This window comes from Propionicimonas sp. (assembly GCF_049840635.1).
In the GTDB taxonomy this organism is placed as follows: domain Bacteria; phylum Actinomycetota; class Actinomycetes; order Propionibacteriales; family Propionibacteriaceae; genus Propionicimonas.
In genome coordinates, this window is the sequence record NZ_JASGKL010000004.1 from 120591 (window position 1) to 146119 (window position 25529).

Genomic DNA, 25529 nt, shown 5'->3' on the forward strand with positions numbered 1-25529 from the left:
ACCGTAGCCCGGGCGCGAGGGCGCGGCAATCCGTCCGGATGGGGTACTGGTCGGAGGTGATCAGGAAGACGAACCGCACGCGGTGGCTCCGCAACCTCGCCCTGACCGGCTCGATGGTGGGGGCCACCGTCGTCGCCGGCACCCTCGCCACCGACCCGCAGGGCCAGTGGTACGAGGGCCTGTCCAAGCCCGACTGGCAGCCTCCTCGGGAGGCGTTCCCGATCGTCTGGACGGCGCTGTACGCCGACATCGCGCTCACCTCAGCCGCTGCGCTCACCGAGCTCGAGCGGCGCGGCGACGAGCAGGCCGCCGCCGACTTCCGCAAGGCGTTGGTGGTGAACCTCGTCCTCAACGGAGCGTGGAGCTGGCTGTTCTTCCGATCACACAACCTCGCCGCGTCCGCGATCGGCGCCGGCGTGCTCGCGGCGAGTTCGATCCAGCTGGCCCGCAACGCGCGCCGTGCGGGACGCCGCTGCGCGGTCCTCCTCGCGCCCTACGCGCTGTGGACGTCCTTCGCCACCGTTCTCGCCGCGGTGGTGTGGCAGCGCAACCCGAACGGCTGAGCGGGTCGGGCGGCGGCCTGACCGCGACGTTTCCCGGCTTTTCGCCCCTGTGGTCGGGGACGATCTCCGCGATAGCGACGTTTCCCGGCTTAAGAGCAGCTTCGAACCGGTCATAAGCCGGGAAACCTCGCGGTCATCGGACGCAGCACGGGAGAGGGTCCTCATAACTCGGGAAACCTCGCTGTCAGGCGCGGCCGAGCCCTGTGCAGGCTCTGGAATCGGGACGGCTGCGCCCGCTCACACCATCGGCCAGGGCACCCGGCGGCCGCTGTGGTCGACGGGGAAGCGGCCGAAGCGGACCACCCGCCGGACGCGGGCCTTCAGCGCGTCGACCTCGTCGGGGTCGATCAGCGCGCAGAGCTCGGCGGGGACGTTCTCGGCGAGCGGCGCGACCCGCTCCAGCAGCGGCTCGGGGATCGGCTCGTCGGCGAAGTCCCAGATCACGGTCCGCAGCTTGAACGGTGCGGCGAAGCACAGGCCGTGGTCGATGCCCCAGAGCCGGCCGTCCGGGCCGTGCAGCACGTGCCCGCCCTTGCGGTCGGCGTTGTTGGCAACCAGGTCGAAGACCGCCATCGCCCGCAGCGCGTCCACCACGCCCGCCTCGGACTGATCGAGGGTGAAGAAGTTCTCGCGCTCGTCCACGTCGATGTAGAGCTGCACCGAACCGACGCCGAGCGGCCCGTCCTCGCGCACGATCGTCGGCGGCACCAGCCCCCAGCCCAGCCACTCGCTGAGCAGCCAAGCAGCCCGCTCCCGGCGATGCAGCCCCGGGTCGAAGTCCCACAGCGGGCGCTCCCCGGCCTCCGGCTTGTACACCGCGCCGACGGCGTCCTCCCGGTCGCCCACCTCCACCAGCAGCGTCAGGTTGCTGCTGGGGAATCGTCCGATGATCTCCATCCGCCCGCGGGCGAGCAGGTCCAGTACGCGGTCGTCGGCCGTGGGCTCGGGACGCGGCAGCGCGGACACGCTCAGACCGCGGATCCGGTCGAGGGCACGAGGTCGTCCAGCGGACCGTGCAGCGAGTTCACGCCGAGCACCAGCGGCGGGGCGTCGTGCGGGAATCGCACCACCGACACCGAGCCGGTGCCGACGTTCACCCGGTGGAACGCGTCCAGCGGTGCCCCCACCGCGTACGTGAGCGCCGCGCGGATCGGGTCGGCGTGGGTGAAGCACGCCACCACGCCGTCGGGGTGCGCGCCCCGCAGCCGGTCCAGCAGCGACACCATCCGCGCCTCCAGCTCGGCCAGGCTCTCCCCGCCGGGGAACCGGAAGGTGGACGGGGAGGTCATCAGCGCCCGCCATTCCTTGCGCCGGGCGAGGGTGGCCAGCGACTCGCCCGTCCACTCCCCGAAGTCACACTCGAACAGGTCGGGCTCCACCACCGGCACCAGCCCGGTGGCCGCGGCCGTCGGCGCCGCGGTCTCCTGCGCGCGCTCCAGCGGGGACGTGTACAGGGCGGCCAGCGGCAACCCGGAGAGCCGTGCGGCGGCGTTCTCCGCCTGCCGCGCGCCGGCCGCCGACAGGTGCAGCCCCGGCGCCCGACCGGGCAGGACCCTGCCGGTGGTCGGGGTCTGGCCGTGCCGCACGAGCAGGACGAGGGTGCCGGGCGGCCGCTTCCGGGTCGGCATGCGGCCGAGCGTAGCTCGCGGGGCAGTGTCCACATAGTGCGATCTTCTGCCGGTCTTGCCCACGCGGTTAGCGTGAATGCGTGAGTGAACCCCCAGCCATCACCACCGTCGGACAGCTCCGCGCAGCCGGTCACGTGCAGAAACACCTGCGCCAGGAGATCCGCGACAACCTGCTCGCGATGATCGCCGCGGGCGACGACCCGTGGCCCGGCATGCACGGGTTCGGACGCACCGTCCTGCCGCAACTCGAACGCGCGCTGATCGCCGGCCACGACGTCGTCCTGCTCGGCGAACGTGGCCAGGGCAAGACCCGGCTGCTGCGCACCCTGTCCGGCCTGCTCGACGAGTGGACGCCGGTGATCGCCGGCTCCGAGCTGGGCGAGCACCCCTACGACCCGATCACGCCGGCCTCGGTCCGGCGCGCGGCCGCCGAGGGCGGCGACCTGCCCGTGGCCTGGCGGCACCGCTCCGAGCGGTACGTCGAGAAGCTCGCCACCCCGGACACCTCGGTGGCCGACCTCGTCGGCGACGTCGACCCGATGAAGGTCGCGGAGGGACGCCAGCTCGGCGACCCGGAGACCATCCACTACGGGCTGATCCCGCGCTCCCACCGCGGCATCGTCGCGATCAACGAGTTGCCCGACCTCGCCGAGCGCATCCAGGTGTCGATGCTGAACGTGATGGAGGAGCGCGACATCCAGATCCGCGGCTACGTGCTGCGACTGCCACTGGACGTTCTCGTCGTCGCGTCCGCCAACCCCGAGGACTACACCAACCGCGGCCGGATCATCACCCCGCTGAAGGACCGGTTCGGTGCCGAGATCCGCACCCACTACCCGATCGAGCTGGACGACGAGGTCGCCGTCATCGCCCAGGAGGCGCACCTCGTCGCCGAGGTGCCCGCGCCGATCCTGGAGATCCTGGCCCGGTTCACCCGCGCGCTACGGGAGTCGGCGGCGATCAACCAGCGCTCCGGGGTGTCGGCCCGGTTCGCCATCGCCGGCGCGGAGACGGTCGCCGCCGCCGCCCTGCACCGGGCGACCGCCCGCGGCGAGGCCGAGGCGGTGGCCCGGGTGGTCGACCTCGAGGCAGCGGTGGACGTGCTGCTCGGCAAGCTCGAGTTCGAGTCGGGCGAGGAGGGACGTGAGGCCGAGATCCTCGCGCACCTGCTCCGCACCGCGACGGCCGAGACCGTCCGGGCGCACTTCCGCGGCATCGACCTCGGGCCGCTGGTCGCCGCGCTCGACGGACGCACCACCGTGGTCACCGGGGAGCAGGTCAGCGCCAGGGAGTTCCTCACCGGTCTGCCCTCCCTGGACGGTGCGGACGTGTACGACGAGCTGTGCGCGCGGTTCGACGCCACCACGGACGGTGAACGCGCGAGCGCGATCGAGCTGGCGCTGGAAGGCCTCTACCTCGCCCGCCGGATCTCCAAGGAGTCCGACGACGGCCAGACGATCTACGGGTAGCGCCATGCCGCACTCGCGATCGTCCCGCTACGGCCGCTACGTCGACGGCCCCGACCCGCTCGCGCCCCCTGTCGACCTGTCCGAGGCGCTGGAGGAGATCGCCCGCGACGTGATGGAGGGCTACTCGGCCGAGCGGGCGCTGCGCGAGTACCTGCGCCGCGGCGGGCACGGACGCCAGGGCCTGGACGACCTCGCCGCCCGCGTCCAGCGCCGCCGGCAGGACCTGCTGAGCCGGCACCGCCTCGGCGCCACGATGGAGGAGGCGAAGCGGCTGCTCGACACTGCGGTGCTGGAGGAGCGCAAGGAGCTCGCCAGGGACATCGACCTGGACGACCTCGACCGCGACTTCCGGCAGCTCCGGCTGGACAACCTGCCCGATTCGACCCCCGCTGCCGTGAACGAGCTGGCCGACTACGACTGGCGCTCGCCGACCGCGAAGGCCGCGTACGACCGGATCCGCGACCTGCTCGGACGCGAGCTGCTCGACCAGCGGTTCGCCGGCATGAAGCAGGCGCTGGAGAACGCGACCGATGCCGATCGCGAGGCCGTCCAGGAGATGCTGGCCGACCTCAACCAGCTGCTGGACGCGCACCGCCGCGGCGAGGACACCCCCGAGGACTTCGACGCGTTCATGGCCAAGCACGGCGAGTACTTCCCCGAGAACCCACGTGACGTGGACGAGCTGATCGACGCGCTCGCCAAACGGGCCGCCGCCGCGCAGCGCATGTTCAACTCGATGACGGCCGAGCAGCGCGAGGAGCTGATGCAGCTGTCCGCGCAGGCGTTCGGGTCGCCCGCGCTGATGGCGCAGCTCGGCCAGCTGGACGCCAACCTGCAGTCGCTGCGTCCGGGCATGGACTGGTCGGGCTCGGAGCAATTCGGCGGCGAGGAGGGGCTGGGCCTCGGCGACGGCACGGGGGTGCTGTCCGACCTCGCGGAGCTCGACGCGCTGGCCGCCCAGCTCGGGCAGGGCTACGGCGGCGCGCATATGGACGACATCGACGTGGACGCGCTGGCCCGCCAGCTGGGTGAGGACGCGGCCGTGTCCGCGCGGACGCTGGCCGAGCTGGAACGTGCCCTGCGCAGCGCCGGCTACCTCAGCCGCAGCGCCGACGGCGGCCTGAAGCTGTCGCCGCGGGCGATGCGCCAGCTGGGCAAGAGCTTCCTCGCCGACGCCGCCGACCGGCTCAGCGGCCGCACTGGCCAGCGCGACACCCGTCTGGCCGGGGCGGCGGGCGAGCAGACCGGCTCGACCAGGCAGTGGGCATTCGGCGACACCGAGCCCTGGGACGTCACCCGCACGATGCTGAACGCGATGCGCAACGGCGAGGACGTGCCCACGGTCCCTGAGGAGCGAGCGCAGCGAGCGTCCACGGTCCCTGAGGAGCGAGCGCAGCGAGCGTCACGAAGGGCCGCCGACACGAATCCCCGGATCCGGGTCCGCCTTGAGGACGTGGAGGTGGCGGAGACCGAGACCCGCACGCAGGCCGTCGTCGCGCTGCTGGTGGACACGTCGTTCTCGATGGCTGCCGAGGGCCGCTGGCTCCCGATGAAGCGGACGGCGCTCGCCCTGCACCACCTCGTCTCCACCCGGTGGCGCGGTGACCAGCTGCAGCTGATCACCTTCGGCCGCTACGCCCAGGCGATGGACGTGGGCGAGCTGACGGCGCTCCCCGCGCTGCGCGAGCAGGGCACGAACCTCCACCACGGGCTGCTGCTGGCCGAGCGCCTGTTCCGCCGGTTCCCGACCATGCAACCGGTGCTGCTCGTGGTCACCGACGGTGAACCGACCGCCCACCTCACCGCCGAGGGCGACTCGTGGTTCACCTACCCGCCGAGCTACGAGACCCTGCGCACGACCGTCACCCAGCTCGACAAGCTCGGCCGGTTGCGCGCCCGGACGACCTTCTTCCAGCTCGGCGACGACCCCGGCCTCGAGCGGTTCGTGCGCCAGATGGCCGAGCGCGTCGACGGACGCGTGGTCAGCCCCGACCTCGACGACCTCGGCGCGGCCGTGGTCGGGGAGTACCTCGGCGCCCGGCGTCCTTTCTGGGACTACCCGCGCGGCTGGTGAGCGCAAGGCCGGCCGGGTTACCCGGTGAACCCCTTCTCCCGAGCGTCCTGAACGATCTTCGTCCAGTCCGCGGCCAGGGTGCGAAGCTGGGAATCATGGCCGGCTGCAAACTGACTCAGTTCGGGGCCGAGCAGGGCGAGCCCCTGCTGGTACTTGTCGGCTCGGCACCGCTCGTCGGCGTTCAGCGCTGTGGTCTCCAGGTCGAGGTAGCGGTTCCAGGCGGGCGACGGCTTCTCGTTCTCGATGGGGGCCTTCGGCATACTGGCGGTCAAGAACATGTAGAGACCCTGCCATCCCTCGTCGCCGTCGGACTTCTCGGAATAGTTGATTCCAGCCTCCGCCATGCAGGTGCGGTAATCCTGAATAGGTCCCAGTTGTGCGTCGACGGACGTGATCAGCTCCTTGAACTCGGCAAGGAGTTGGGCCGCACCTTCGGGCGTCCCGGGGCCACCGCCGACCGTCATGTCCTGGTCGTTGACCTGACAAGCGTCCGACACTTTCGCGTATTCGGCGGACGTCTCCGATGGTTCGGACTCGTCCCGGGACGAGGCGGCGATTCCGAGCGCGTGCAGCGACGGCTTGACCTGCACTGCACCCATCCACGTACCCGAGGTGGCGTTCGGTGTCCAGCTTGTCCACAGCGGTGAGAAGTGCTTCACCGGTTCGACTCCGCGCTGCTCCATGCACGACCAGTAGTCCTCGTTCAGGGCAATCCAGGACAGGTAGTTGCCGGCCTCACGCTGCTGAGCATCGCCGTAGATCTGAACAAACACACGGTTGGCGGCTGTCTCGACCTCCAGCGGGTCACTCGGCGCACCCGGCACGCCCGAAGAGAGAGCGGAACAGCCGACCAGCACGAGCGCAGCGCCCGCCACGGCAGATCCCCTCAACAGTCGGCGGCGCGGCTTCATCGAGTCCCCCATCGATCACCAGAATCAATTGGAACACCGCCGTCGTCCCACTTGTTCTCGCCATTCTGCTTGCACGGATAGATCGAGTGTCTCAGCTTGGTCCAAGCCTGAGCCGTGTTGTTGCGGAACTCATGGCGCTCATGGGCCGCACGGGGACGAACCAGTCAGTCGTCCCTGCGAAGGTGAGTGATCAGCGGGTCCGGGCCAGCAGGGCCGCGTTCCCTGCGTCGGTGAGTTCGCGGTCGACGGTGATCGGGCGGCCGTCCAGTTCGCGGACGGGGACGAGCATGCGGCCCGACGACGTCAGCCACAGCGCGTCCGCGTCCCAGAGCTGGTCGATCCGCAGCAGCACCTCGGACGTGGCGTAGCCGGCGTCAGCGAAGAACTCGAACGCCGCCGCCTGCGTGGTGCCGCGCAGGATCCCCTGCGAGGTCGACGGCGTCCAGATGTGGCGGCCGTGCTTCACGATCAGGCTCGCGCTCGGGCCCTCCAGCACGTAGCCGTCGGAGCTGGTGAACACCACGTCCTGCGCGCCCCGGCGGGCGGCCTCGCGGAGCACCGCCTTGTTCACGGCGTACGACAGCGTCTTCGCCCCGGCCAACAGCCACGGCGCCCGGGAGGCGATGTCGTGCGGGTAGCCGCGCTCCAGCAGGACGACGCTCACGCCGGTCTGCCGTTCCACGGCGTAGTCGTCGGCGGACTTGAACGCCAGCACCCACGCGGTCGCCACGCCCGACCCCTCGATCCCGCGGGTGACGATGATCTTCACCGAGTACTCGCGGTGCGGCTCGTCGAACGCGGCGACCACCTGGTGGATGGCGGCGCGGAACGCGTCCAGGTCGAGGGCGGGCAGGTCGAGCATCGCGGCCGAGACCGCCAGCCGGCGCAAGTGGGCGTCCACCGCCTGCGGGTGGCCGTCCACGACGCCGAGGACCTCGAAGATGCCGTCGCCCCTGGTCACGCCCAGGTCGGTGACGGAGACCTGCGGGAGGGCGGGGTCGACCACGTGCAGGCGGTCCGCCGTGGGGACGGAGGCGGACGCCTCGGCGGGGCTGACGATGAGGCAGGCGGGCACGGTCATTCCTCTACATGGATGGTGGACAGGGTGTTCGCCGCGACCCATTCGGTGTCGACGTCGAACCCTAGGCCGGGTCGGGTGGGGACGGGGACGTAGCCGTCGGCGGTGGTCTCCACCGGCGGGGTGATCACGTCCCGGGCGTAGTACTTGTCGGAACCGGACACGTCCGAGGGCAGCGTGAAGCCCGGCAGCGAGGAGAGCGCGACGTTCGCCGCGCGGCCCACCCCGAACTCGTGCATGCCGCCGCACCAGACCGGGATGCCGGCCTCGCGCGCGCGGTCGTGGGCGGCGACCGAGGTGGTCAGGCCGCCGAGCCGGGACACCTTGATGTTCAGGACGCGGCCGGCGCCCAGCGCGATCATCGTCTCCAGGTCCGCCAGCGTCTCCACGGCCTCGTCCAGGCAGACCGGGGTCTCCAGCTGGGCCTGCAGGCGCGCGTGGCCGACGAAGTCGCGGGGCGCGAAGGGCTGCTCGATCATCGTCAGGTGGTACTGGTCGAGCGTCCGCATGACGGCGAAGGACGCGTCGTCGGCAGGGTAGGCGCCGTTCGCGTCCACGTGCAGGTCGTGGTCGGGGTAGACCGCGCGGACGGCGGCGACCGGCTCGGTGTCCCAGCCGGGGGCGATCTTCAGCTTCACCCGGCGGTAGCCGGCCTCGACCTGCGCGGCGACCTGTGCGACGAGCGCGTCGATGGTCGGCTCGATGCCCAGCGAGACGCCGGTGGCCGCACGGTCCCGCGTCCCCCCCAGCAGCGCGGCGAGCGGGCGTCCGGACGCCTCGGCGGCCAGCACCCAGCAGGCCATGTCCACGCCGGCCTTCGCGAACTCGTTGCCGCGCACCTTCGCCCACGACTTCGCGGCGTCGGCGGGGTGCTCCCAGCTCGTGCCGAGGAGGGGCGGCAGCAGGTAGCGCTCGGCGACCAGCGTCGCGGTCTCGACCGTCTCCGGCCCGTAGAAGGGGTGGGACGCGGACGCGATCTCGCCCCACCCGACCGCCCCGGAGGCGTCGGTGAGTTCGACGAGGATGTGGTCGAGGTGGCGCTTGGCGTGCGAACTGGTCTGGAACTCGTGCACCAGCGGCAGCCGGACCGTGTGCAGGGTAGCGGCGACGACCCTCATCGGGGATCTCCCGTCTCGTCCAGGTAGAGCCCGAGCGCCGCGCTGATCCGGTCGCGGTCGGCGAACCGGCGCCGGGCGCCCTTCGCGCTGGCGGTGGTGAGCGTGGAGAGCAGGTGGATCGCCGCGGCGACGGCGGTGGGGGAGTCGGCGTAGGACTCCGAGTCGGTGGCGACCTCGACCACCTCGTCGGCGTGGCGGGCGATCGGTGCGGTGGCGTCGTCGGTCACGGCGACCACCTTGCCGCCCGCGGCGTGGAACTCCCGCGCGACCTCGACGGTCGAGCGGCGGTAGCGGCGGAAGGAGAAGGCGATCAGGACGTCGGTCTCGCGCACGTCGGAGAGCAGGTCGAGGGTGCTCACACTGGAGTCGTCGACGAGGCTGACCTGCGCCACGGCCGTCGACAGGTCGGAGGCGAGCAGGTTCGCGTAGGCGTGGCTCTTGCCCGCCCCCACGACGAACCGGCGCCGGGCCGCGACGGTGAGCGCGGCGGCGCGGCGGACGCTGCCGTCGGCGCTGAGCCGCTCGAACACCTCGGCGAGGTTCTCCAGCTCGGAGGCGATCAGGCGCGCCTGGAGCGTGGCCGAGGAGGTCGACTCCATCCGGGCGCGGTACCGGTCGGCGGGGCTGCGCAGCGAGCGGTTGGCCTCGTGGCGGGTGGGGGTTCCGGTGTTCGTCTGCGTGCTCATGCGTCGCTCCCGGTGAACACGTAGACGGCGGTGTCCGCGTCCTGCCGGACGCAGGAGCGCGCGACCAGCCCGTCCGCGAACAGGCCGCTGAACGCGTCGTCCATGCGCGCGACCACCTCGGGGGTCACCCGGCTCCGCTCGGAGGGGAGGGCGACCGCCGCTGCGCCCTCGCCGCGGTCGACGCGTCCCCACTCGGCCGCCGAGTAGGACGCCCAGGGTGCCGGCACCGGGGCAGGGGTGTCGGCGTCGAGGTCCCAGTCGACGACGAGCCGGGACTCGCCGTCCCCGTAGCAGTCGGGGACGAACCAGCGTCCGACCGCGCCGAGCACGGACAGGTTGAAGTGGGCGTTGCGGGACAGGATCGGGTTGTAGGCCCACCGCATGTGGTGGAGCCCGTTGGAGAGGGCGAGCCGGCGCTGCTCGCCCTTGATGCGGCGCCCCACGCCCGAGCCCTGGAGCCCGTCGGCGACCACGACGGCCTGGGAGTAGAAGTAGGTCTCGCCGCCGGCGTGGCCGGTGAAGCCGTAGCCGAACGCGACCAACCGGTCGCCGTCCCAGGCGCCGACCATCGAGCCGCCGTTCGCGGCCATCGCCATCAGCAGGCGCGGGTTGAGGGTGGCCTCGGGCTTGGTGTAGCCGAACACGTCGCGGTACAGCCCGGACGCGGTCGCGAGGTCGTCAGCGCCGGTCAGGGGGGCCACCCGCAGCTGTTCGGTCGTGCTCACGAGATGAACTATAGGATCCGTATCATCCGAGTCCAGTCCGTGATCACTGGGAGAGATGAGCGGGCGGTTGCCGGAGATAGGATACGTAAAACAGACCCTGGAGGATCATGGAACTGGCTGCTGCCGGAGCGGCGGTGCGCGCGTCGCTGGACCCGGACGCCCTCGTCGCCGACCTCGTCGCGCTCGTGCAGCGGGAGACGCCCAGCCACGATGCTGCCGCGAGCGCAGGTATCGCCGGACACCTGGCCGGACTGTGGCAGCCGTTCGGCGCTGTGAGCGCTGTCGAGGCGCCGATCGGCACGCACCTGGTCGTGGCGGTTCCCGGCACTCCGGGACGGCAGGACGCGGCCCCGGTGGTGCTGCTCGGCCACAGCGACACGGTCTGGCCGGTCGGCACGCTGGACGGCGCGGTGCCGCTGGTGGTGGAGGACGGCGTGCTGCGCGGTCCCGGTTCGTACGACATGAAGGCCGGCCTGGTCGTGATGCTCGCCGCGGTGCGGGCGCTCGGGGAGCTCGGGCTCGCGCACCGTCCGCTGCGGGTGGTGATCGCCGCCGACGAGGAGGTGGGGTCGGGCTCCGCGTCCGCGCTGGTACGTGAACAGTGCGCGGGTGCCGCGGCGGTGCTGGGCTTCGAGTCCCCGCATCCCGACGGGGCGTTGAAGGTCGGGCGGTTGGGCTCGACCCGGCTGCGGTTGCGGGTGACCGGCCGGGAGTCCCACGCCGCCCTCGACCCGGACGGGGGTGTGTCGGCGATCGACGAGCTGGTCGACCAGCTCGTGGAGCTCCGCCGGTCGGTCGCCGCCGTGTCGGCCCGGCATCCGGGCCAGGTGCTGTTCAACGTCGGCGCGCTCAGCGGCGGGGGCCGGACGAACGTCGTCCCCGGCGCGGCGGAGGCGCTGATCGGGTTCCGGTTCGGGACGTCCGCGGCAGAAACGGAGGTGCTGGACGCCGTCTCGGCGCTGTCCCCGCTGCGGGTGGGCGCCGTGCTCGAGGCCGAGGTGCTGAGTTCGCGTCCGGCGTGGCAGGCGTCCGACGCGGACGCCGCGCTGCTCGGCCGGGTGTCGGCACTGGCCGCCGAGGTCGGCCTCGAGGCGTCCGGACGCCCGGCAGCGGGAGCGGCCGACACCAACACCAGTGGTGCGCTCGGCATCCCGACGCTGGACGGCTTCGGCCCGCGCGGCGGCGGCGCCCACGCCGTCACCGAGCACGTCCTGCTGGACTCGCTCGCCGATCGGGTCGTCCTGCTCGCGACGGTGCTGACCGGCCTCTGACCCGCTCGTGGCGCGAAAGGAGAACCGTCCCCGATTCCGCGCCAACCCGTCGCGGCACGATGGGGACGGTTCCTAACGTGCCGCGTCGCGGGTCAGGACTTCGGCGACGTCGACCAGAGGGCCCAGGCGACGAGCAGGGGCTGGAAGAACAGGCGGACCAGCCGGCGGTTGTCGGTGTCCAGGCCGAAGCCGTCGCGCTTCTTGAGGTACTGCTCGACGTTGCCGGGGAAGACGGCCACGAAGAACGCGGCGAGGATCACGCCGATCCGGCGGCGGTCGCCGGGCAGCGCGACCAGCGCGGCGCCGAGCATCGCCTCCACGGCGCCGGACGCCACGACCACGCCGTCGGCGTCGATCGGGACGACGTCGGTGACCCAGTCGGGAACCTGCGCCTGGAACTCCTTGCGGGCCCAGAACAGGTGGCTGAGCCCTGCGAACACCATGGAGCCGGCCAACAGCCAGCGAGCGAACGTCCTCATGTCTCCAGCACACCCCAGCCGGGCGGGGCTGTCCAGCCCTCAGCCGATCTCGAGGATGACCTTCCCCGTGGTGGCCCGGCCCTCCAGCGCGCGATGGGCGGACGCGGCGTCCGCCAGCGGGAACCGTGCCCCGATCCGGACGTCGAGCCGCCCGGCGACGACGGCGGCCATCAGCTCGTCCCAACGCCAGCGGAGTTCCGTGGCGTCCACGATGTAGTCGCCCAGCTTCGGGCGCGTGGTGAACAGGGACCCGCCCGCGTTGAGCCGCTGGAGGTCGAACGGCGGCACCTGGCCGCTGGAGCCGCCGAACAGCACGAGCATGCCGCGTCGGCGCAGGGTGGCGAGGGACGCGTCGAAGGTGGCCCGACCGACGCCGTCGTAGACCACGTCCACCGGGCCGCCCGCGGCCTCCTTCACCAGCGGCGGCAGCTGCGTGGTGAGGTCGTCGAGTTCGTCGTAGCGGATCACCGCCGCCGCCCCGGCCGCCCGGGACAGCGCGGCCTTCTCCTCCGTCGACACCGTCGTCACCACCCGGGCGCCGCGGAGCGTCGCCAGCTGGGTGAGCAGCAGCCCGACGCCGCCTGCTCCCGCGTGCACGAGCGCCCACTCGCCCTCGCCGACCGGTCGGGTGGACGCCACCAGGTAGTGCGCGGTCATCCCCTGCAGCGGGAGGGCCGCGGCCACGTCCAGGCCGACCCCGTCAGGGACGGGGAGCGCGCGGCTCGCCGGCACCCGGACGAGTTCGGCGTAGGCGCTCGGCGCGTCCACCCATGCGATCCGCTCGCCGACCGCGAGGCCGGTGACTCCCTCGCCCACCGCGGTGACGACCCCCGCGCCCTCGTCACCGGGGACGTGCGGGAACGGGATCGCGTAGACCCCGCTGCGGCGGTACGTGTCGATGAAGTTGATCCCTGCGGCGGCCGACCGGGCCACCACCTCACCGGGACCGGGGACCGGATCGGGCAGTTCCACGAGGTCGAGGACGCCGGCGTCGCCCGGTTCACGGGCCTGGATCGCGCGCATGAGCCGAATCTACGGGACCCTGCTGCGAGAGGGAAAAGGATGGGCCTGGACGGCGGGCCTTACGGCGCCACCGCCCAGGCCCAACGCACGGCGACGCCCCCCGACATTCGCTGTGCACCGTCCCGGACGCCCCCCCGGCGTCTAGTGGACTGTTTCCACCCTACGTGGCGGAAACTCTTGCCCAAGTCCCCGTCCGGGTGACTGCGTGGCCGCGATATGAGACCTACTTCACGGCTCCCTCGGTCATGCCCGCGATGAAGTACCGCTGGGCGAACAGGTACAGCACCACGACCGGCGCGGCGACCATCACCGCCGCCGCTCCCATCAGCGCGTAGTCGGTGACGTGCTGGCCCTGGAAGAAGGCCAGGCCGAGCGGCGCCGTCCGCAGTGTCCCCGTCGGCGACATCACCAGCGGGATCAGGAACTCGTTCCACGTCCACATGAACACCAGCACCACCAGGGTCAGGATCGCGGGCCGGGCGATCGGCGCCTGCACCTGCCAGAGCACCTGTCGGGGCGCCGCCCCGTCGATGATCGCCGCCTCGGTGATCGCGCGGTCGGCGGAGCGGAAGTGGGTGCGCATCCAGTAGGTACCGAACGCGATCGACTGCGCGATCTGCGGGCCCGCGACGGCGACGAGGGTGTTCACCAGCCCGAGTTGTCGCAGGTCGAAGAACAGCGGCACGACGATGGCCTCGGTGGGCACCATGATCCCGAAAAGGAACAGGTAGAACAGGACGGTGCTGCCCGGGAACGTCATCGTCCCGAACGCGTACCCGGCCAGCACCGACAGCACCACCGACACCACGACGACGGTCACGGACACGACGACCGAGTTGAGCATGTAGGACGAGAAGCGGCCCTGGCTCCAGGCCAGCCCGAAGTTCTCCAGGTGCAGGCCGCCGGAGGTCACCGCCGCGGAGCTGGACGGGCCGAACGCCTGGGCCACGATCGTCCCGATCGGCCACAGCGAGACCAGCGCGAAGCCGAGCAGGATCACGTAGTTGGCCGTGACCTCTGCCCGCGAGGTGAGCGGGCCCGCACGCCGCCGGCCGCGCCGGGTGGCGGCCAAGGTGCGGGGTGTCGTCACGGCGCTCACGAGTCGGCCGCCGCCCGGTCGCCGAGCCGGTTCAGGACGAGGTTGATCCCGAAGATCACCACGGCCAGGCTGACCCCGATCGTGGTGGCCATGCCCACTTGCCCCAGCCCGAACGCCTGGTTGTACACCTGATAGGACGGGACGGTCGTCGAGGTCCCCGGGCCACCCCGCGTCGTCATGTAGATGATGTCGAAGTTCTTCAAGGCGGCCACGACCGTCAGCGTCGCCGCGACGACGAGTTCGCCCCGCACGGCCGGCAGCGTGATCGCGAGGAACTCCGCGATCGCGCCGGCTCCGTCCAGCCGCGCAGCCTCGTACAGGTCCCGCGGGACCCGCCCCATGCCGGCCAGCAGCAGGATCGTGACCAGTCCGGTCTCCACCCAGGTGCCGATCAGCCCGACGGCGGGCAACGCGAACGTGTAGTCGCCCAGCCACGCCCTCGTGACGTCGCCGAGCCCGACCAGCCGCAGCAGGGCGTTCAGCGAGCCGTCGGTGGAGTAGATCCGCGTCCACGCCACCGCGACGACGACCATCGCGATGACCTGGGGCAGGAAGATCACGGTGCGGAAGAACGACAGCCCTCGCACCCGGGCGCGGTTGAGGATCGCCGCCACGACCAGGCCCAGGCCGATCGGCAGCACGGCGTAGAAGATGATCAGCACCGCAGCGTGACCGAACGACGCGAGCAGGTCCGGGTCGTTCACCATCGCCACGTAGTTGGCGAAGCCGACGAAACGGGCCGGTGAAACGGTGTCCCACGCGTAGAGCGAGAACTGCGCGGCCCGCGCCAGCGGCCACAGCAGGAACGCGCCGTACACCAGCAGGGCCGGCGCGATGTAGAGGTACGGCGTCGCGACGGTCCGCCCCTCGCGGCTGGCCAGGCGACGCCGGGCCAGCCGCCGGTCGGGGCGCTCAGCCCTTGATGAAGTCGCCATAGTCCTTCTGGAGGGTCTCGGCGAACTCCTGGGGGGTCTTCTTCGCCGCGATCAGGTCCTGCAGGGCCGCGCCGAGGGTGTCGGAGAAGGTCGGGGTCGCGTAGTCGAGGTACGGCAGCAGGTGGCCCTTCGTCGTGACGAGTTCGTAGGCCGCGTACACCTCCTTGCCGACGCCGGAGGACGGGGCCAGTTCGGACGCGTGCAGCACCGGCAGGTTGCCCTTCTCGGCGATCACCTTCATCGCGTCGTCGCTGGTGAGGAAGTTGATGTAGGCCGCGGCGGCGTCCGCGTGCTTCGATGCGGACGTGACCGCGAACGGCAGCGACGTGCCGCCGGTCGTCGCCGGCCCGGCGGACGCGTCCGTGGGCGGCGGGGCGAAGAAGCCGACGTCGTCGCCCATCGCGGGGTCCAGCGTCGCGGTGTTCCAGGAGCCGCCGAGGAAGTAGACGCCGGTGCCCTTGGCGAACTTCGCCACGACGTCGTCGTAGGCCGCGCCGTTCACGTCGGCGTTGAGGTAACCGGCCTTCACCCAGTCCTGGAGCTCGGTTGCCGCCGCCACGTTGTTCGCGTCCGTCCAGTCGCCGCCCGCGTTGCCGAGGGCGAGGTTGGTGATCTCGTCGGCCGGGGTGTGGGCGCCCTGGATCGGCCCGAAGACGTGGATCGCCGGCCACTTCTCCAGGTTGCCGAGGACGAGCGGCGTCTCGCCGGCGTCCTTGATCGTCTTCAGCTGCGCCTCCAGCTCGGCCCACGTCGTGGGCACCGTCAGGTTGAGCTTCGCCAGCTTGGACTTGTTGTAGTAGAACCCGACGACCTCGCCGACCTGGGGCAGGCCGAACAGGCTGCCCGAGCCGAAGGTCTTGCCGTCGGTGCTGTACGAGGAGAGCTTCAGCACGGACGCGGGGAAGCGGTCGCGCCAGCCGTACGCCTCGGCATAGGGGTCCAGGTTGAGCAGCTGGCCGGCGGTGACGAACGAGCCCATCTGGCTGCGCGAGTTGTTGGCCTCGATCACGTCGGGGGCGTCGGGGCCGGTGAGGACGAGCCGCCCGGTCTTCTGGAGGTCGTCGAACGACTGCGCGTGCCGGTCGATCGTGATGTTGGGGTACTTCTCGTGGAACTGGGCGTTCAGTGCCTCGATCTCGTCGTTCTGGCCGCCGCGGACCTCCTGGTCCCAGACCGTCAGCGTGATCTCGCCCATCGACGCCGGATCGGTGTTCACCGAGGCGGCCGGCGACGCCGGCGCGGTGGTCTGGGTCGTGCCCGCGCCCGGGGCGCAGCCCGCGGACAGCGCGAGGAGGGCGGCGATCGCTCCTCCCGCCAGTGCCCTGGGCCAGCGGGTCGTGGGGTTCCCCTTGCCGATCACGTCTTCTCCTCTCGTGCCGCGCCCGGCGGCTGTGGTGGTGCCCATTTCACACGTCCGCGAGCTGCGCGATCGTCGCTTCCGCCCGCCGGACGGCGCGGCCCTCGTGCCGGGCCAGGAGCTCGGGAAGGAACACGTAGTCGCGGGCGAGTGCTTCATCGGCGGTGCTTCCCGCGTCTGCCCGCCGCGTGGTCCGGCTCCACCAGTCGGCGATGTCGCCCCAGCCGGGGGCGGCCAGCCCTCCGCCGAACTGCTGGACGGCCAGGGACGCGGCCAGCGCGGCGAAGCGCAGCCTGTCGGCCAGCGGCCACCCGTCCAGCGTTCCGGCGACGAGCGCGGCGGCGAAGACGTCGCCGGCGCCGGTCGGGTCGATGGCGGGCACGTCCAGCGCGGTCACGGATGCGTGCTCGCCGGTGGCCTGGTCGACGGCGATCGCCCCGCGGGCGCCCATCGTCACGACGGCGAGCGGGACGCGGTCGGCCAGCGCGGCGAGGGCTGCCTGCGGGGAACCGGTGCGGGTGTAGGCCATCGCCTCCACCTCGTTCGGCGTGAACGCGTGGCAGCCGTCCAGCCGGTCGAGGACGCGGCGGTCCCACGCCTCTGTCGGGTCCCAGCCGACGTCGGCGAACACGAGCGCGCCGGCGTCCCGGGCGCCCAGCCACCAGGGCTCGACCTGGAGTTCGGCGATGACGGCGCGGGCACGCGGCGCGGCGCCGAGCAGGTCGGCGAGCGGGACGGGGGAGTCGTGGCCGTGGGTGACCATCGCCCGGTCGCCGTCGTAGGCGAGCGAGACGGTGACCGGGGAGTGCCAGTCGCCGAAGATGCGCGACCTGCTCAGGTCGATGCCCTCCTGGCGCTGGAGGATGTCGCGGCACCACCGCCCGTAGCCGTCATCGCTGAACGCCGCGACCAGGCTCGTGCTCAGGTCGAGCCGCGCGGTGGCGGTGGCGAGGTTCGCGATCCCTCCCGGGGAGGAGCCCATGCCGCCGGCCCACACCTCGTGGCCGGGCGAGGGTGCCTGCATGTCGGTGAAGACGATGTCGAGGAAGACCATGCCCGCCAGGAGCACGTCGACGACCGCCTCGTCGCGTCCGCCCGTGCTGTTCGTCCCCTCCACCCCCTCACCCTCGCACGGCCCGCCCACACCCTTCAACCTTCAACAAAGTTGCGACGTCGATCAGGACGGTCAGGGGGCGCCCCTACGATGGGTCGCACGGGCACCCTCGGGGTGCGGGAAGGGGTGCGAGGTGGTGCAGGCGTGAAGCTCGTCATCATCGGCGGGGCCGGGTTCCGGGTTCCGCAGGTCGTCGGCGCGGTGGCCACAGCGGGACCGGTGGACACGGTGGCCCTCGTCGACACCGACGCCGGCCGGCTGCGCACGATGCGGGCCGTGCTGGAGCAGCTGCCGCTGGGTGGCGACCTGCTCCTGAGCACGCACACCGACCTCGCCGAGGCGCTCGTCGGCGCGGACTTCGTGTTCTGTGCGATCCGGGTGGGCGGGACTGCCGGTCGCGTGGCCGACGAGCGGGTCGCGCTCGACCTCGGCGTGCTCGGCCAGGAGACCACGGGTCCCGGGGGGCTGGCCTACGCGCTGCGGACGATCCCGGCCATGCGTGCGATCGCGCGGACGGTGCGCAGGGTCGCGCCGCAGGCCTGGTTCGTGAACTTCACCAACCCGGCCGGGATCATCACCGAGGCGCTGCGTCCCGTCCTGGGCGAGCGGGTGGTCGGGATCTGCGACACCCCGATCGGGCTGATGCGCAGGGCGGCGGCCGCGGTCGGCGCGTCCGGCGACTCCCCGGACGTGCGCTACGACTACGTCGGGCTCAACCACCTCGGCTGGCTGCGCACGCTCGAGGTGGACGGAGTGGACCGGCTGCCCGACCTGCTCTCCTCGCCCGACCGGCTCGAGCGGATCGAGGAGGCACGGCTGATCGGCCCCGACTGGGTGCGCCAGCTCGGTGCCCTCCCCAACGAGTACCTCTTCTACTACTACTGCAACCGGGAGGCCGTGGCCCGGATCCTGGCCGCCCCCGGCACGCGCGGGGAATTCCTCGCCGCGCAGCAGGACCGGTTCTATGCTGAGGCCGCCGGCCGGCCCGGCGACGCGCTGGAGCTGTGGCGGGAGACCCGCCGGCAGCGCGAGGAGACCTACATGGCCGAGGCCCGCGCCGAGGACGAGCAGCGGGACGCGGAGGACACCGACGGCGGGTACCAGGCGGTCGCGCTGGCGCTGATGACCGCGCTGTCCGGCGGCGAACCGACCGCGGCGATCGTCAACGTCGCGGGGCGCGGGGCCGTCCCCGGGCTGCCGGACGACGCGGTCGTGGAGGTGCCCTGCGACGTGGACGCGGACGGGATCCACCCGCGTCCGGTCGCACCGCTGGCGGGCCCCGAGCTGGGGCTGGTCCAGTCGGTGAAGGCGGTCGAGCAGCTGACGATCAGGGCGGCCACCGAGCACTCCGAGGGACTCGCCTGGGAGGCCTTCGCCACGCACCCGCTGGTGGGTTCGGTGAGCCTGGGTCGCCGCCTGCTGGACGGCTACCGGGCGCGGATCCCCGAGGTCGCGGCCGCGCTGTCCGGCGACGCTGGCTGACCGGAGGGACGGGGCGACGCCCACCCCGAAGCGAACCGGGAGCGGCACGATAGGAACCGTCCCCATCGTGCCGCATCCGATGGGGGCACGATGGGGACGGTTCCTATAGTGCCGCATCCGATCTGGCCGTCGTCCGCTCAGGTGCGGGCGACGACGTTCTCCGGCTGCTCGCCGGCGAGCAGGTGCTCGAGCTGGCTGCGCAGGAGGGCGGCCACGCGGGAGTAGGTCGCGTCGCTGTTGCCACCCTGGTGCGCGGTGATGATCGTGCGCGGGGCGTGCCACAGCGGGTGGTCGGGAGACAGCGGCTCGGGGTCGGTCACGTCGAGCGCCGCCCGGAGGCGCCCGCCCTCCAGTTCGGCGAGCAGCGCGGCGGTGTCGACCACGCCACCGCGGGCCACGTTCACGACCAGGGCGCCGTCCGGGAGCGCGGCCAGCGCCGCGGCGTCCAGCAGGTGGTGGGTCTCGGCAGAGCCGGGCACGGCCAGCACGACGATGTCGGCGGCCGGGAGCAGGGCGGGCAGTTCGGCGATGCCGTGGACGCCGCCCCGCGCCGTGCGCGCGACCTGGGTGATCTCGACCTCGAACGGACGCAGCCGGTCCACGATCGCCTGCGCGAGCGAGCCCGCGCCCACGACCAGCACCCGACGGTCGGCGAGGGAGGGGAGCTCGGGGTTGTGCCAGCGGCCCTGACGCTGCGCGTCGAGCGCGTCCACCAGGCCGCGCTGGGACGCGAGGATCAGCGCGAGGGCGAGTTCGGCCGTCCCCGCGGAGTGCACGCCGCGTCCGTTGCAGAGGGTCACGCCCTTCGGGATCCGCGGCAGCGCGTGCTCGAAGCCGGCCGACGGCAGCAGGACGTAGCGCAGGTTCGGAGCCTCCGCCAGCCGGCGCCAACGCTCCGGTTGCACCCAGTAGTGGCCGATCTGGACGACCTCGACCCGCTGCGCGACTTCGGCGGGCAGCGGCTCGAGCAGGTCCCACAGCACCAGTTCGACCCGGTCGGAGAGGTCGGAGAGGCGGGCCAGCAGGTCGAGGTCCGGGACGGTCACGGTGAGCACGGCCCGAGTCTGCCAGCCGCCCCGTCCGCCCGGTCTCCATCCCGCGTTTGCTCCCGAAAGGCGGCCTTGCTCCCCGAACTCCGGGAGCAAGGCCGCCTTTCGGGAGCAAACCGGTCGGTGGTCGTCGTCCCGGAGGCGGGTCGGCGTCTCCTAGGGTGGCGGGGGAGCGCGAGCGGGAAGAGGTGCGGGGTGGCGTTCGGCGTGCCGGCGGGGCAGGTGCTGATCATGTTCATCCTGATCGCGCTCGGCTGGGCCGCATTCCGGCTGCACTGGATCGGCCAGGAGTCGCTGAAGGGCATGACGAACCTGCTGCTGTACCTGGTGTCGCCGTCGGTCACGATCCTGGCGTTCCAGCGCCCGTTCGACGCCGACCGGTTGCGCATGATGGGCATCGTCTTCCTCGTCGACCTGGCCGCTTTCGCCCTGACGATCGGGATCGCGAACGCCCTGTTCAACCGTCGCGTCGTCCCGGACGCAGACACGAGGACGGCGTTGCGCTTCGGCACGGTGTACTCCAACGCGGGCTTCATCGGCATCCCGCTCGCGCAGGCCATCCTCGGCAACGACGGCGTGTTCTACACCGTCGCCTTCATCGCCGCGTTCACCGTGATGGTGTGGACGCACGGCGCGTCCCTGTTCGGCCACGACGACGAGGCACTGGCCGCGAAGGTCCGGCGGGTCGCCGTGAACCCCGGCATCGTCTCGATCGTCATCGCGCTGCCGCTGTTCCTGTTCTCCGTGACCCTGCCCTCGCCGATCTCGGACGTCCTGGGCTACCTGGCGTCGATGAACACCCCGCTCAGCATGGTCGTGGTGGGGGTGAACCTCGCGGCCTTCAGCCTGCGCACGGTGTTCAGTGACCGGCTGGTCTGGCTGGGCACGGTCGCCCGCAACGTCCTGGTGCCCGCCGTGTTCATCGCGCTGCTCGGCCTGCTGCCCATCGACCCGGTCGCCCGGCTCGCGATCGTCATCTCGGTGAGTGCACCGGTGGGGGCGTTCCTGGTGATCTTCAGCGTCCGGCACGACCGCGACACCCAGTTCGCCACCCGGTTGCTGTGCCTGTCCACGCTGGCCAGCGTCGTGACCCTTCCCGCGGCGCTGGCGGCGGCCACGGCACTGTGGGGAAGTGCCTGAACCAACCCTCAACCAGCGCCGGGCAAACTCTCAACCAAATGCTGTATGCGTGATGAGCCCGTGTCAGACTCCTTCGTGTAACGGCGGTCGAATACGACTGCGCATTTGGCGTTGCCCGCCCGAATGAGTGGTGGGTTCGACGTCCACGAAATCGCGCACCAGTCGCTCTTCGGCATGCCCGCAGCAGGGAAATCATGGGAAGGGCTGCAGCGATGGAACCGATCAGGACGGTACGGGTGCTGGCCGCCACGGTGGTGATGGCGGTGTTCGTCGCCCTCACGGGCGGGATCGTCGTCGAACCCGCGTCCCACGCTGCGGCGGCGGCCTCGCCGACCAGCCTGAAGGCCCAGGCGATCTACTTCCAGCAGGACCGCAACACCGCCCGCCGCGATCTCGCGGTCGCGTCCATGGCCGCGGGCTCAGCCTGGGAATACACACTGTGGAGCGGATTCGTCGAGTCGTGGTCGACGATCAACAACTCCATGGTGATGAACTCCACGGTGCCCGACGGATTGCCCAAGAAGGGTCATGTGTTCGTCGTGCTGGGCTCGGCCCTGAAGAGTTCCGGGAAAATCAGTGTCAAATTCGAACGACGACTGAAGGTGACGCTGAAAGCGCTGAAGAAGTACCCGAAGTCCAAGGTGCTGGTCACCGGTGGCGCGCCGAAGAAGGGCCACACCGAGGGCGAGGTCGGCTACCAGTGGCTGGTGGCCAAGGGCATCGCGAAGTCCCGAATCATCGTGGAGAAGAGGGCCTCCAGCACCATCGGGAACGCCAAGAACTCGATGGCGATCCTGGCGAAGTCGTCGGCCTACACCAGCTACAGCCTGATCTCCGACTCCTCCCACCTGCGCAGGGCCTCGATCCTGTTCGACGCGGCGAAGGTGCTCGTGCAGGAGAAGAGCGGGAAGCCGTGGGGTATCCAGCGGCTCGCCAACGTGGCGTACATGGACATGAAGTCCGCGGGCAAGGTGCCCCTGGCCGACTGGTCGGTGAGCTACACCGCCGGCAACGTCGCCGCCCTGTTCGACGTGACGAGCGGCTACAAGAAGCTGCTGGCGGACGCACCGGCGAAGGCCGTGCTGACCTCGGTCGCGGTTACGTCCCCGACCAAGGTGACCTACACGGTCGGCCAGGACCTGAGCACGAAGGGGCTGGCTGTCACCGCCCTCTACAACAAGGGCGTGTACTCCCGTGACGTGACGTCGACGGCGAAGCTCAGCGGGTTCGACTCCTCGGCCGTCGGCACCGGCACCGTCAAGGCCACCTATTCCGACGGCGGGGTGAGCAAGTCCGCGTCGTTCACGTACACCATCGCGAAGAGCGCCAGCACGCTCGCGCTCAAGCGCTCGACCAGCACCGTGAAGGCCGGCGTCACGCGCCTGACCGTGACGGCGACGGTCGGGACGAACGCCCCCGATGTCGTGCCTGCCGGCTCCGTGAAGTTCTACCTCGACGGCACGCGGCTGAAGACCGTCACCCTGACGGACGCCGCGGCGGGAGTGTCCAAGTACCGCTTCCCGAAGATCAAGGCCAAGGGTACGCACCGCATCGTGGTGAAGTACTCCGGCTCTGATGTCCTGGCGTCCACCCGCAAGGAACTCGCCGTCGTCGTCAGCTGAGCCGGACTCAGCCGATGTGGTACGGGTCGCCGTACACGTGCCAGTCGAGCGGGGGAGCGAGGTCGAGGTTGCCGGCTCGCAGGAACACGCGCTGCGCGTCGTCGATGCGGGAGGTGTCCTCGTGGGCCTCCTCCGCCCGCATCGCCTTCTTCCGCACGTCGAGGAAGGTGTTCAGGTAGGTGGTCTCGTCCCCGCCCTGCGCGGGCGGCAGCGCCCGCTCGAGAGCGGCAGCGCGGATACCACCGAAGCTCGCCGGGTCGTCGCCGGGCCCGTGCATCACCATCGCGTCGTAGTAGATGAACTGGCCGAGCGTGCCGAGCCCGTCCTCCCGCGCGCGGTCGACGGCCGGATCGAAGTAGGTGCCGTCCCGCTCGGCGTCCTGCGCGGCCTGGAAGGCGGGATCCTTCGCCGCCGTCCGCCACGCCCGGACGAACGGCCTGCCCAGGCCGGCGTGCGACGCCGTCCCGTCCACCTTCTCCAGCGCGGGCAGGAACGCGGCCAGCGGGTTGGCGGGGCTGGCCGCCGTGTACTGCTGGATGACCTCGAGCATGTCGCCGGTGCCCGAGCAGAACCCGATGATGCCGCCGGTGTAGCCGCGTCCGTCGCCGATGTCCTCGATGTAGCGGTACTGCGCGCGCCAGTCGAGGGAGGAGTTCTCGGCGCTGGAGACCAGCTCCATCGCGATCTCCTTCTCCGCGGGGTCCCGCAGCCCGGCCGCTGCCGTGGCGGACGCGGACGGTGTGGACGGTGAGACGGCCGACGGCGTCGGCGCCCTGGGCGACGCGATGGACGGTCCTGCGTAGGCGGAGAGCACGGCGGCGAGCGACAGCACGGTCAGCAGGCGGGAGGATGCGGCGAACCCCATGCGGGAACCCTACGTCCGGGAATGTCCGGCGCGGTTCCTGCGCTGGAGGTTCTGTAGAACGAGGAACCACCGGGAGGGTGCATGTCAGACAGCGAACACGCGACGACCAGCGACGAACGAGAGGGACGCGATCGTCGCACCGGCCCGGTGGAAGGACCCTTCGTCGGCTCATCGGCCTCCGAGGAGGAGGGGGCTGGTCGCGGCGACGTCCCCCGGGCTCGGCAGACGATCGCGTTCTGACGTCGGCCCTGGCCGCCACCGTCACCCCGGGCTTGACCCGGGGTCTCGCCTTCCCGTCCACGACAAGGTGGACGCTTTGTCGTGAGTTGGCCGCAGAGGCGTCCACGACAAGGTGGACGTCGGCTCTGGCCGCCACTGTCACCCCGGGCTTGATCCGGGGTCTCGCTTTCCCGTCCACGACAAGGTGGACGCTTTGTCGTGACTTCGCCGCAGAAGTGTCCACGACAAGGTGGACGTCGGCTCTGGCCGCCAGTGTCACCCCGGGCTTGATCCGGGGTCTCGCCTTCCCGTCGCGTCAAGGTGGACGGAAAGTCGTGAGTTGGCCGCAGAGGCGTCCACGACAAGGTGGAGGTCGGCTCTGGCCGCCACTGTCACCCCGGGCTTGATCCGGGGTCTCGCTTTCCCGTCCGCGTCAAGGTGGACGCTTTGTCGTGACTTCGCCGCAGAAGTGTCCACGACAAGGTGGACGTCGGCTCTGGCCGCCACTGTCACCCCGGGCTTGACCCGGGGTCTCGCTTTCCCGTCCCCGACAAGGTGGACGCTTTGTCGTGACTTCGCCGCAGAGGCGTCCACGACAAGGTGGACGTCGGCTCTGGCCGCCACTGTCACCCCGGGCTTGATCCGGGGTCTCGCTTTCCCGTCCACGACAAGGTGGACGCTTTGTCGTGAGTTCGCCGCAGAAGCGTCCACTTTGTGGTGGACGTGGGCCTGGACAGCGCGGCCGCCTCCGCTCAGGCCTCGGGCTCTGAGATGCCCAGCGTGAGGTAGGCGCGGCGGATGTGGCGCTCGATCAGGGTCGCGGCGGACGCGGAGTCGCCGGCCTCGATCGCGGCGAGGATTCTCCTGGTGCTCGGTGAGGATCTCCCGGCGGTGGTCGGGCCAGTTGGGGAGCAGCCGGGTCGCCGCGCGGATGGTCTCCCTGACTGCCTGCCGGATCGCCACCGTGAGGTCAGCGATCAGCTCGCTCTGGCCCGCCCGGGCGATCTGGACGTGGAAGTCGGTGTCGAGGTCATTGAACTCGTCGACGGCGTCCGCCTCCTCCATCGCCGCCATCAGCGCCTTCAGCTTGCGTACCGAGCGCCCGGTCGTGCGCTGTGCAGCGAGGGCCGCCGAGGACCGTTCGAGGGCGACGCGAGTCTCGGTGAGGTCGGCCGTCCCCGCCGCAGAGAGCGTGAGGTGCAGCTGGAAGATGCGGGCGAGCGCGTCACCGCGGGCGGGCGAGATCCGGGTGCCGCGTCCGGGGCCGGAGCTGGAGGTGATCAGGCCCTGCGTCTGCAGGACCCGCATGGCCTCGCGGACCGCCGACCGGCTGACGCCGAGCTGGGCGGCCAGGTCGCGCTCAGGCGGCAACTGGTCGCCGGGACGGTGCGTCCCGGCGAGGATGCCGGCCTCGATGTGCTTCAGCACGACCTCGTAGGCGTGGAGCCCTTCACGCTCCTCGGTGGGTGTCACGACTTCATTGTGGCGGATCTGCCGGGTGCTCTTGACGATGGCGGTGCGAAGGTCCAGACTCAGAAATGGTCTGACCAATAGGTCGAACCAAGGTGTTGCCGGGTTCCGTCCGCCCCCTCTGGTCGCGGGTCGTGCCGTCGGTGGCGCCG

Annotated in this window: 23 protein-coding genes; 7 read left to right on the forward strand and 16 right to left on the reverse strand. The window is 71.3% G+C overall.

Going from position 1 to position 25529, the window contains the following annotated elements; all coding sequences use genetic code 11:
• Positions 1-38: 38 nt before the first annotated feature.
• Positions 39-563, forward strand: a complete 525-nt coding sequence (locus tag QM779_RS00780; protein WP_428530260.1) for a TspO/MBR family protein — start codon at positions 39-41, stop codon at positions 561-563.
• Positions 564-800: 237 nt separating this feature from the next.
• Here the strand turns inward: QM779_RS00780 and QM779_RS00785 are convergent, their stop codons facing one another.
• A complete protein-coding gene (locus QM779_RS00785) occupies positions 801-1529 on the reverse strand; it encodes an SCO1664 family protein (protein ID WP_428530262.1) in 729 nt (242 codons plus the stop codon).
• A 2-nt stretch (positions 1530-1531) separates the two neighbouring features.
• On the reverse strand, positions 1532-2191 hold the full coding sequence (locus tag QM779_RS00790; protein WP_428530264.1) for a histidine phosphatase family protein: 660 nt from the start codon (positions 2189-2191) through the stop codon (positions 1532-1534).
• A gap of 80 nt (positions 2192-2271) precedes the next feature.
• Here QM779_RS00790 and QM779_RS00795 point away from each other — a divergent pair, with 80 nt between their 5' ends.
• Together QM779_RS00795 and QM779_RS00800 are read left to right on the forward strand one after the other, a co-directional pair.
• Positions 2272-3660: a sigma 54-interacting transcriptional regulator gene (locus tag QM779_RS00795; RefSeq protein ID WP_428530266.1), complete on the forward strand. Its 1389-nt coding sequence runs from the start codon at positions 2272-2274 to the stop codon at positions 3658-3660.
• 4 nt (positions 3661-3664) lie between these two features.
• Positions 3665-5734: a vWA domain-containing protein gene (locus tag QM779_RS00800; RefSeq protein WP_428530268.1), complete on the forward strand. Its 2070-nt coding sequence runs from the start codon at positions 3665-3667 to the stop codon at positions 5732-5734.
• Between the two features lie 17 nt (positions 5735-5751).
• Here QM779_RS00800 and QM779_RS00805 read toward each other — a convergent pair whose 3' ends face one another.
• The 5 genes from QM779_RS00805 to QM779_RS00825 all read right to left on the reverse strand — a co-directional run bounded on the left by QM779_RS00805 (position 5752) and on the right by QM779_RS00825 (position 10252).
• On the reverse strand, positions 5752-6609 hold the full coding sequence (locus QM779_RS00805; protein ID WP_428530270.1) for a hypothetical protein: 858 nt from the start codon (positions 6607-6609) through the stop codon (positions 5752-5754).
• A gap of 226 nt (positions 6610-6835) precedes the next feature.
• Positions 6836-7720: an aminodeoxychorismate lyase gene (locus QM779_RS00810; protein ID WP_428530272.1), complete on the reverse strand. Its 885-nt coding sequence runs from the start codon at positions 7718-7720 to the stop codon at positions 6836-6838.
• A 2-nt stretch (positions 7721-7722) separates the two neighbouring features.
• Positions 7723-8841: an o-succinylbenzoate synthase gene (menC, locus tag QM779_RS00815; protein WP_428530274.1), complete on the reverse strand. Its 1119-nt coding sequence runs from the start codon at positions 8839-8841 to the stop codon at positions 7723-7725.
• Positions 8838-9527, reverse strand: coding sequence for a MurR/RpiR family transcriptional regulator (locus QM779_RS00820; protein WP_428530276.1), 690 nt, complete (start codon positions 9525-9527; stop codon positions 8838-8840). Before QM779_RS00820 ends, menC begins: the two co-directional genes overlap by 4 nt.
• On the reverse strand, positions 9524-10252 hold the full coding sequence (locus QM779_RS00825; RefSeq protein ID WP_428530278.1) for a hypothetical protein: 729 nt from the start codon (positions 10250-10252) through the stop codon (positions 9524-9526). Before QM779_RS00825 ends, QM779_RS00820 begins: the two co-directional genes overlap by 4 nt.
• Before the next feature lie 107 nt (positions 10253-10359).
• Between QM779_RS00825 and QM779_RS00830 the strand changes: the two genes are divergently transcribed.
• On the forward strand, positions 10360-11523 hold the full coding sequence (locus QM779_RS00830) for a M20/M25/M40 family metallo-hydrolase (RefSeq protein ID WP_428530280.1): 1164 nt from the start codon (positions 10360-10362) through the stop codon (positions 11521-11523).
• Positions 11524-11615: 92 nt separating this feature from the next.
• On the opposite strand, the gene QM779_RS00835 is transcribed toward QM779_RS00830, so the two are convergent.
• From QM779_RS00835 to QM779_RS00860, 6 genes are all read right to left on the reverse strand, one after another.
• On the reverse strand, positions 11616-12002 hold the full coding sequence (locus tag QM779_RS00835) for a DoxX family protein (RefSeq protein WP_428530282.1): 387 nt from the start codon (positions 12000-12002) through the stop codon (positions 11616-11618).
• A 39-nt stretch (positions 12003-12041) separates the two neighbouring features.
• Positions 12042-13025, reverse strand: coding sequence for a quinone oxidoreductase family protein (locus tag QM779_RS00840; protein ID WP_428530284.1), 984 nt, complete (start codon positions 13023-13025; stop codon positions 12042-12044).
• A gap of 223 nt (positions 13026-13248) precedes the next feature.
• The gene (locus tag QM779_RS00845) at positions 13249-14124 is read right to left on the reverse strand and encodes a carbohydrate ABC transporter permease (RefSeq protein ID WP_428530286.1); all 876 of its coding nucleotides are present in this window, start codon (positions 14122-14124) and stop codon (positions 13249-13251) included.
• A complete protein-coding gene (locus tag QM779_RS00850; RefSeq protein ID WP_428530288.1) occupies positions 14121-15059 on the reverse strand; it encodes a carbohydrate ABC transporter permease in 939 nt (312 codons plus the stop codon). The genes QM779_RS00845 and QM779_RS00850 overlap by 4 nt, the downstream gene beginning before the upstream one ends.
• The gene (locus QM779_RS00855) at positions 15037-16419 is read right to left on the reverse strand and encodes an extracellular solute-binding protein (RefSeq protein WP_428530290.1); all 1383 of its coding nucleotides are present in this window, start codon (positions 16417-16419) and stop codon (positions 15037-15039) included. Before QM779_RS00855 ends, QM779_RS00850 begins: the two co-directional genes overlap by 23 nt.
• 46 nt (positions 16420-16465) lie before the next feature.
• Positions 16466-17533, reverse strand: a complete 1068-nt coding sequence (locus QM779_RS00860) for a PfkB family carbohydrate kinase (protein ID WP_428530292.1) — start codon at positions 17531-17533, stop codon at positions 16466-16468.
• Positions 17534-17674: 141 nt separating this feature from the next.
• Here QM779_RS00860 and QM779_RS00865 point away from each other — a divergent pair, with 141 nt between their 5' ends.
• Positions 17675-19012 (forward strand): 6-phospho-beta-glucosidase, encoded by a 1338-nt coding sequence (locus QM779_RS00865; protein ID WP_428530294.1) that lies wholly within the window; start codon positions 17675-17677, stop codon positions 19010-19012.
• Between the two features lie 137 nt (positions 19013-19149).
• On the opposite strand, the gene QM779_RS00870 is transcribed toward QM779_RS00865, so the two are convergent.
• On the reverse strand, positions 19150-20067 hold the full coding sequence (locus QM779_RS00870; RefSeq protein ID WP_428530296.1) for an NAD(P)-dependent oxidoreductase: 918 nt from the start codon (positions 20065-20067) through the stop codon (positions 19150-19152).
• 189 nt (positions 20068-20256) lie between these two features.
• Here QM779_RS00870 and QM779_RS00875 point away from each other — a divergent pair, with 189 nt between their 5' ends.
• A complete protein-coding gene (locus QM779_RS00875; RefSeq protein ID WP_428530298.1) occupies positions 20257-21201 on the forward strand; it encodes an AEC family transporter in 945 nt (314 codons plus the stop codon).
• Between the two features lie 212 nt (positions 21202-21413).
• On the forward strand, positions 21414-22823 hold the full coding sequence (locus QM779_RS00880; protein ID WP_428530300.1) for an ElyC/SanA/YdcF family protein: 1410 nt from the start codon (positions 21414-21416) through the stop codon (positions 22821-22823).
• 7 nt (positions 22824-22830) lie between these two features.
• On the opposite strand, the gene QM779_RS00885 is transcribed toward QM779_RS00880, so the two are convergent.
• Together QM779_RS00885 and QM779_RS00890 are read right to left on the reverse strand one after the other, a co-directional pair.
• Positions 22831-23688: a chitosanase gene (locus QM779_RS00885; protein ID WP_428530302.1), complete on the reverse strand. Its 858-nt coding sequence runs from the start codon at positions 23686-23688 to the stop codon at positions 22831-22833.
• Positions 23689-24183: 495 nt separating this feature from the next.
• Positions 24184-25380, reverse strand: a complete 1197-nt coding sequence (locus tag QM779_RS00890) for a FadR/GntR family transcriptional regulator (RefSeq protein WP_428530304.1) — start codon at positions 25378-25380, stop codon at positions 24184-24186.
• Positions 25381-25529: the final 149 nt, after the last annotated feature.

Bases quoted from the DNA above. Each gene is read 5' to 3' on its own strand.
- QM779_RS00780 (WP_428530260.1), top strand. From the start codon at position 39: ATGGGGTACTGGTCGGAGGTGATCAGGAAGACGAACCGCACGCGGTGG.
- QM779_RS00790 (WP_428530264.1), bottom strand. From the start codon at position 2,191: ATGCCGACCCGGAAGCGGCCGCCCGGCACCCTCGTCCTGCTCGTGCGG.
- QM779_RS00800 (WP_428530268.1), top strand. From the start codon at position 3,665: ATGCCGCACTCGCGATCGTCCCGCTACGGCCGCTACGTCGACGGCCCC.
- menC (WP_428530274.1), bottom strand. From the start codon at position 8,841: ATGAGGGTCGTCGCCGCTACCCTGCACACGGTCCGGCTGCCGCTGGTG.
- QM779_RS00820 (WP_428530276.1), bottom strand. From the start codon at position 9,527: ATGAGCACGCAGACGAACACCGGAACCCCCACCCGCCACGAGGCCAAC.
- QM779_RS00830 (WP_428530280.1), top strand. From the start codon at position 10,360: ATGGAACTGGCTGCTGCCGGAGCGGCGGTGCGCGCGTCGCTGGACCCG.
- QM779_RS00835 (WP_428530282.1), bottom strand. From the start codon at position 12,002: ATGAGGACGTTCGCTCGCTGGCTGTTGGCCGGCTCCATGGTGTTCGCA.
- QM779_RS00840 (WP_428530284.1), bottom strand. From the start codon at position 13,025: ATGCGCGCGATCCAGGCCCGTGAACCGGGCGACGCCGGCGTCCTCGAC.
- QM779_RS00850 (WP_428530288.1), bottom strand. From the start codon at position 15,059: ATGGCGACTTCATCAAGGGCTGAGCGCCCCGACCGGCGGCTGGCCCGG.
- QM779_RS00880 (WP_428530300.1), top strand. From the start codon at position 21,414: ATGGAACCGATCAGGACGGTACGGGTGCTGGCCGCCACGGTGGTGATG.
- QM779_RS00885 (WP_428530302.1), bottom strand. From the start codon at position 23,688: ATGGGGTTCGCCGCATCCTCCCGCCTGCTGACCGTGCTGTCGCTCGCC.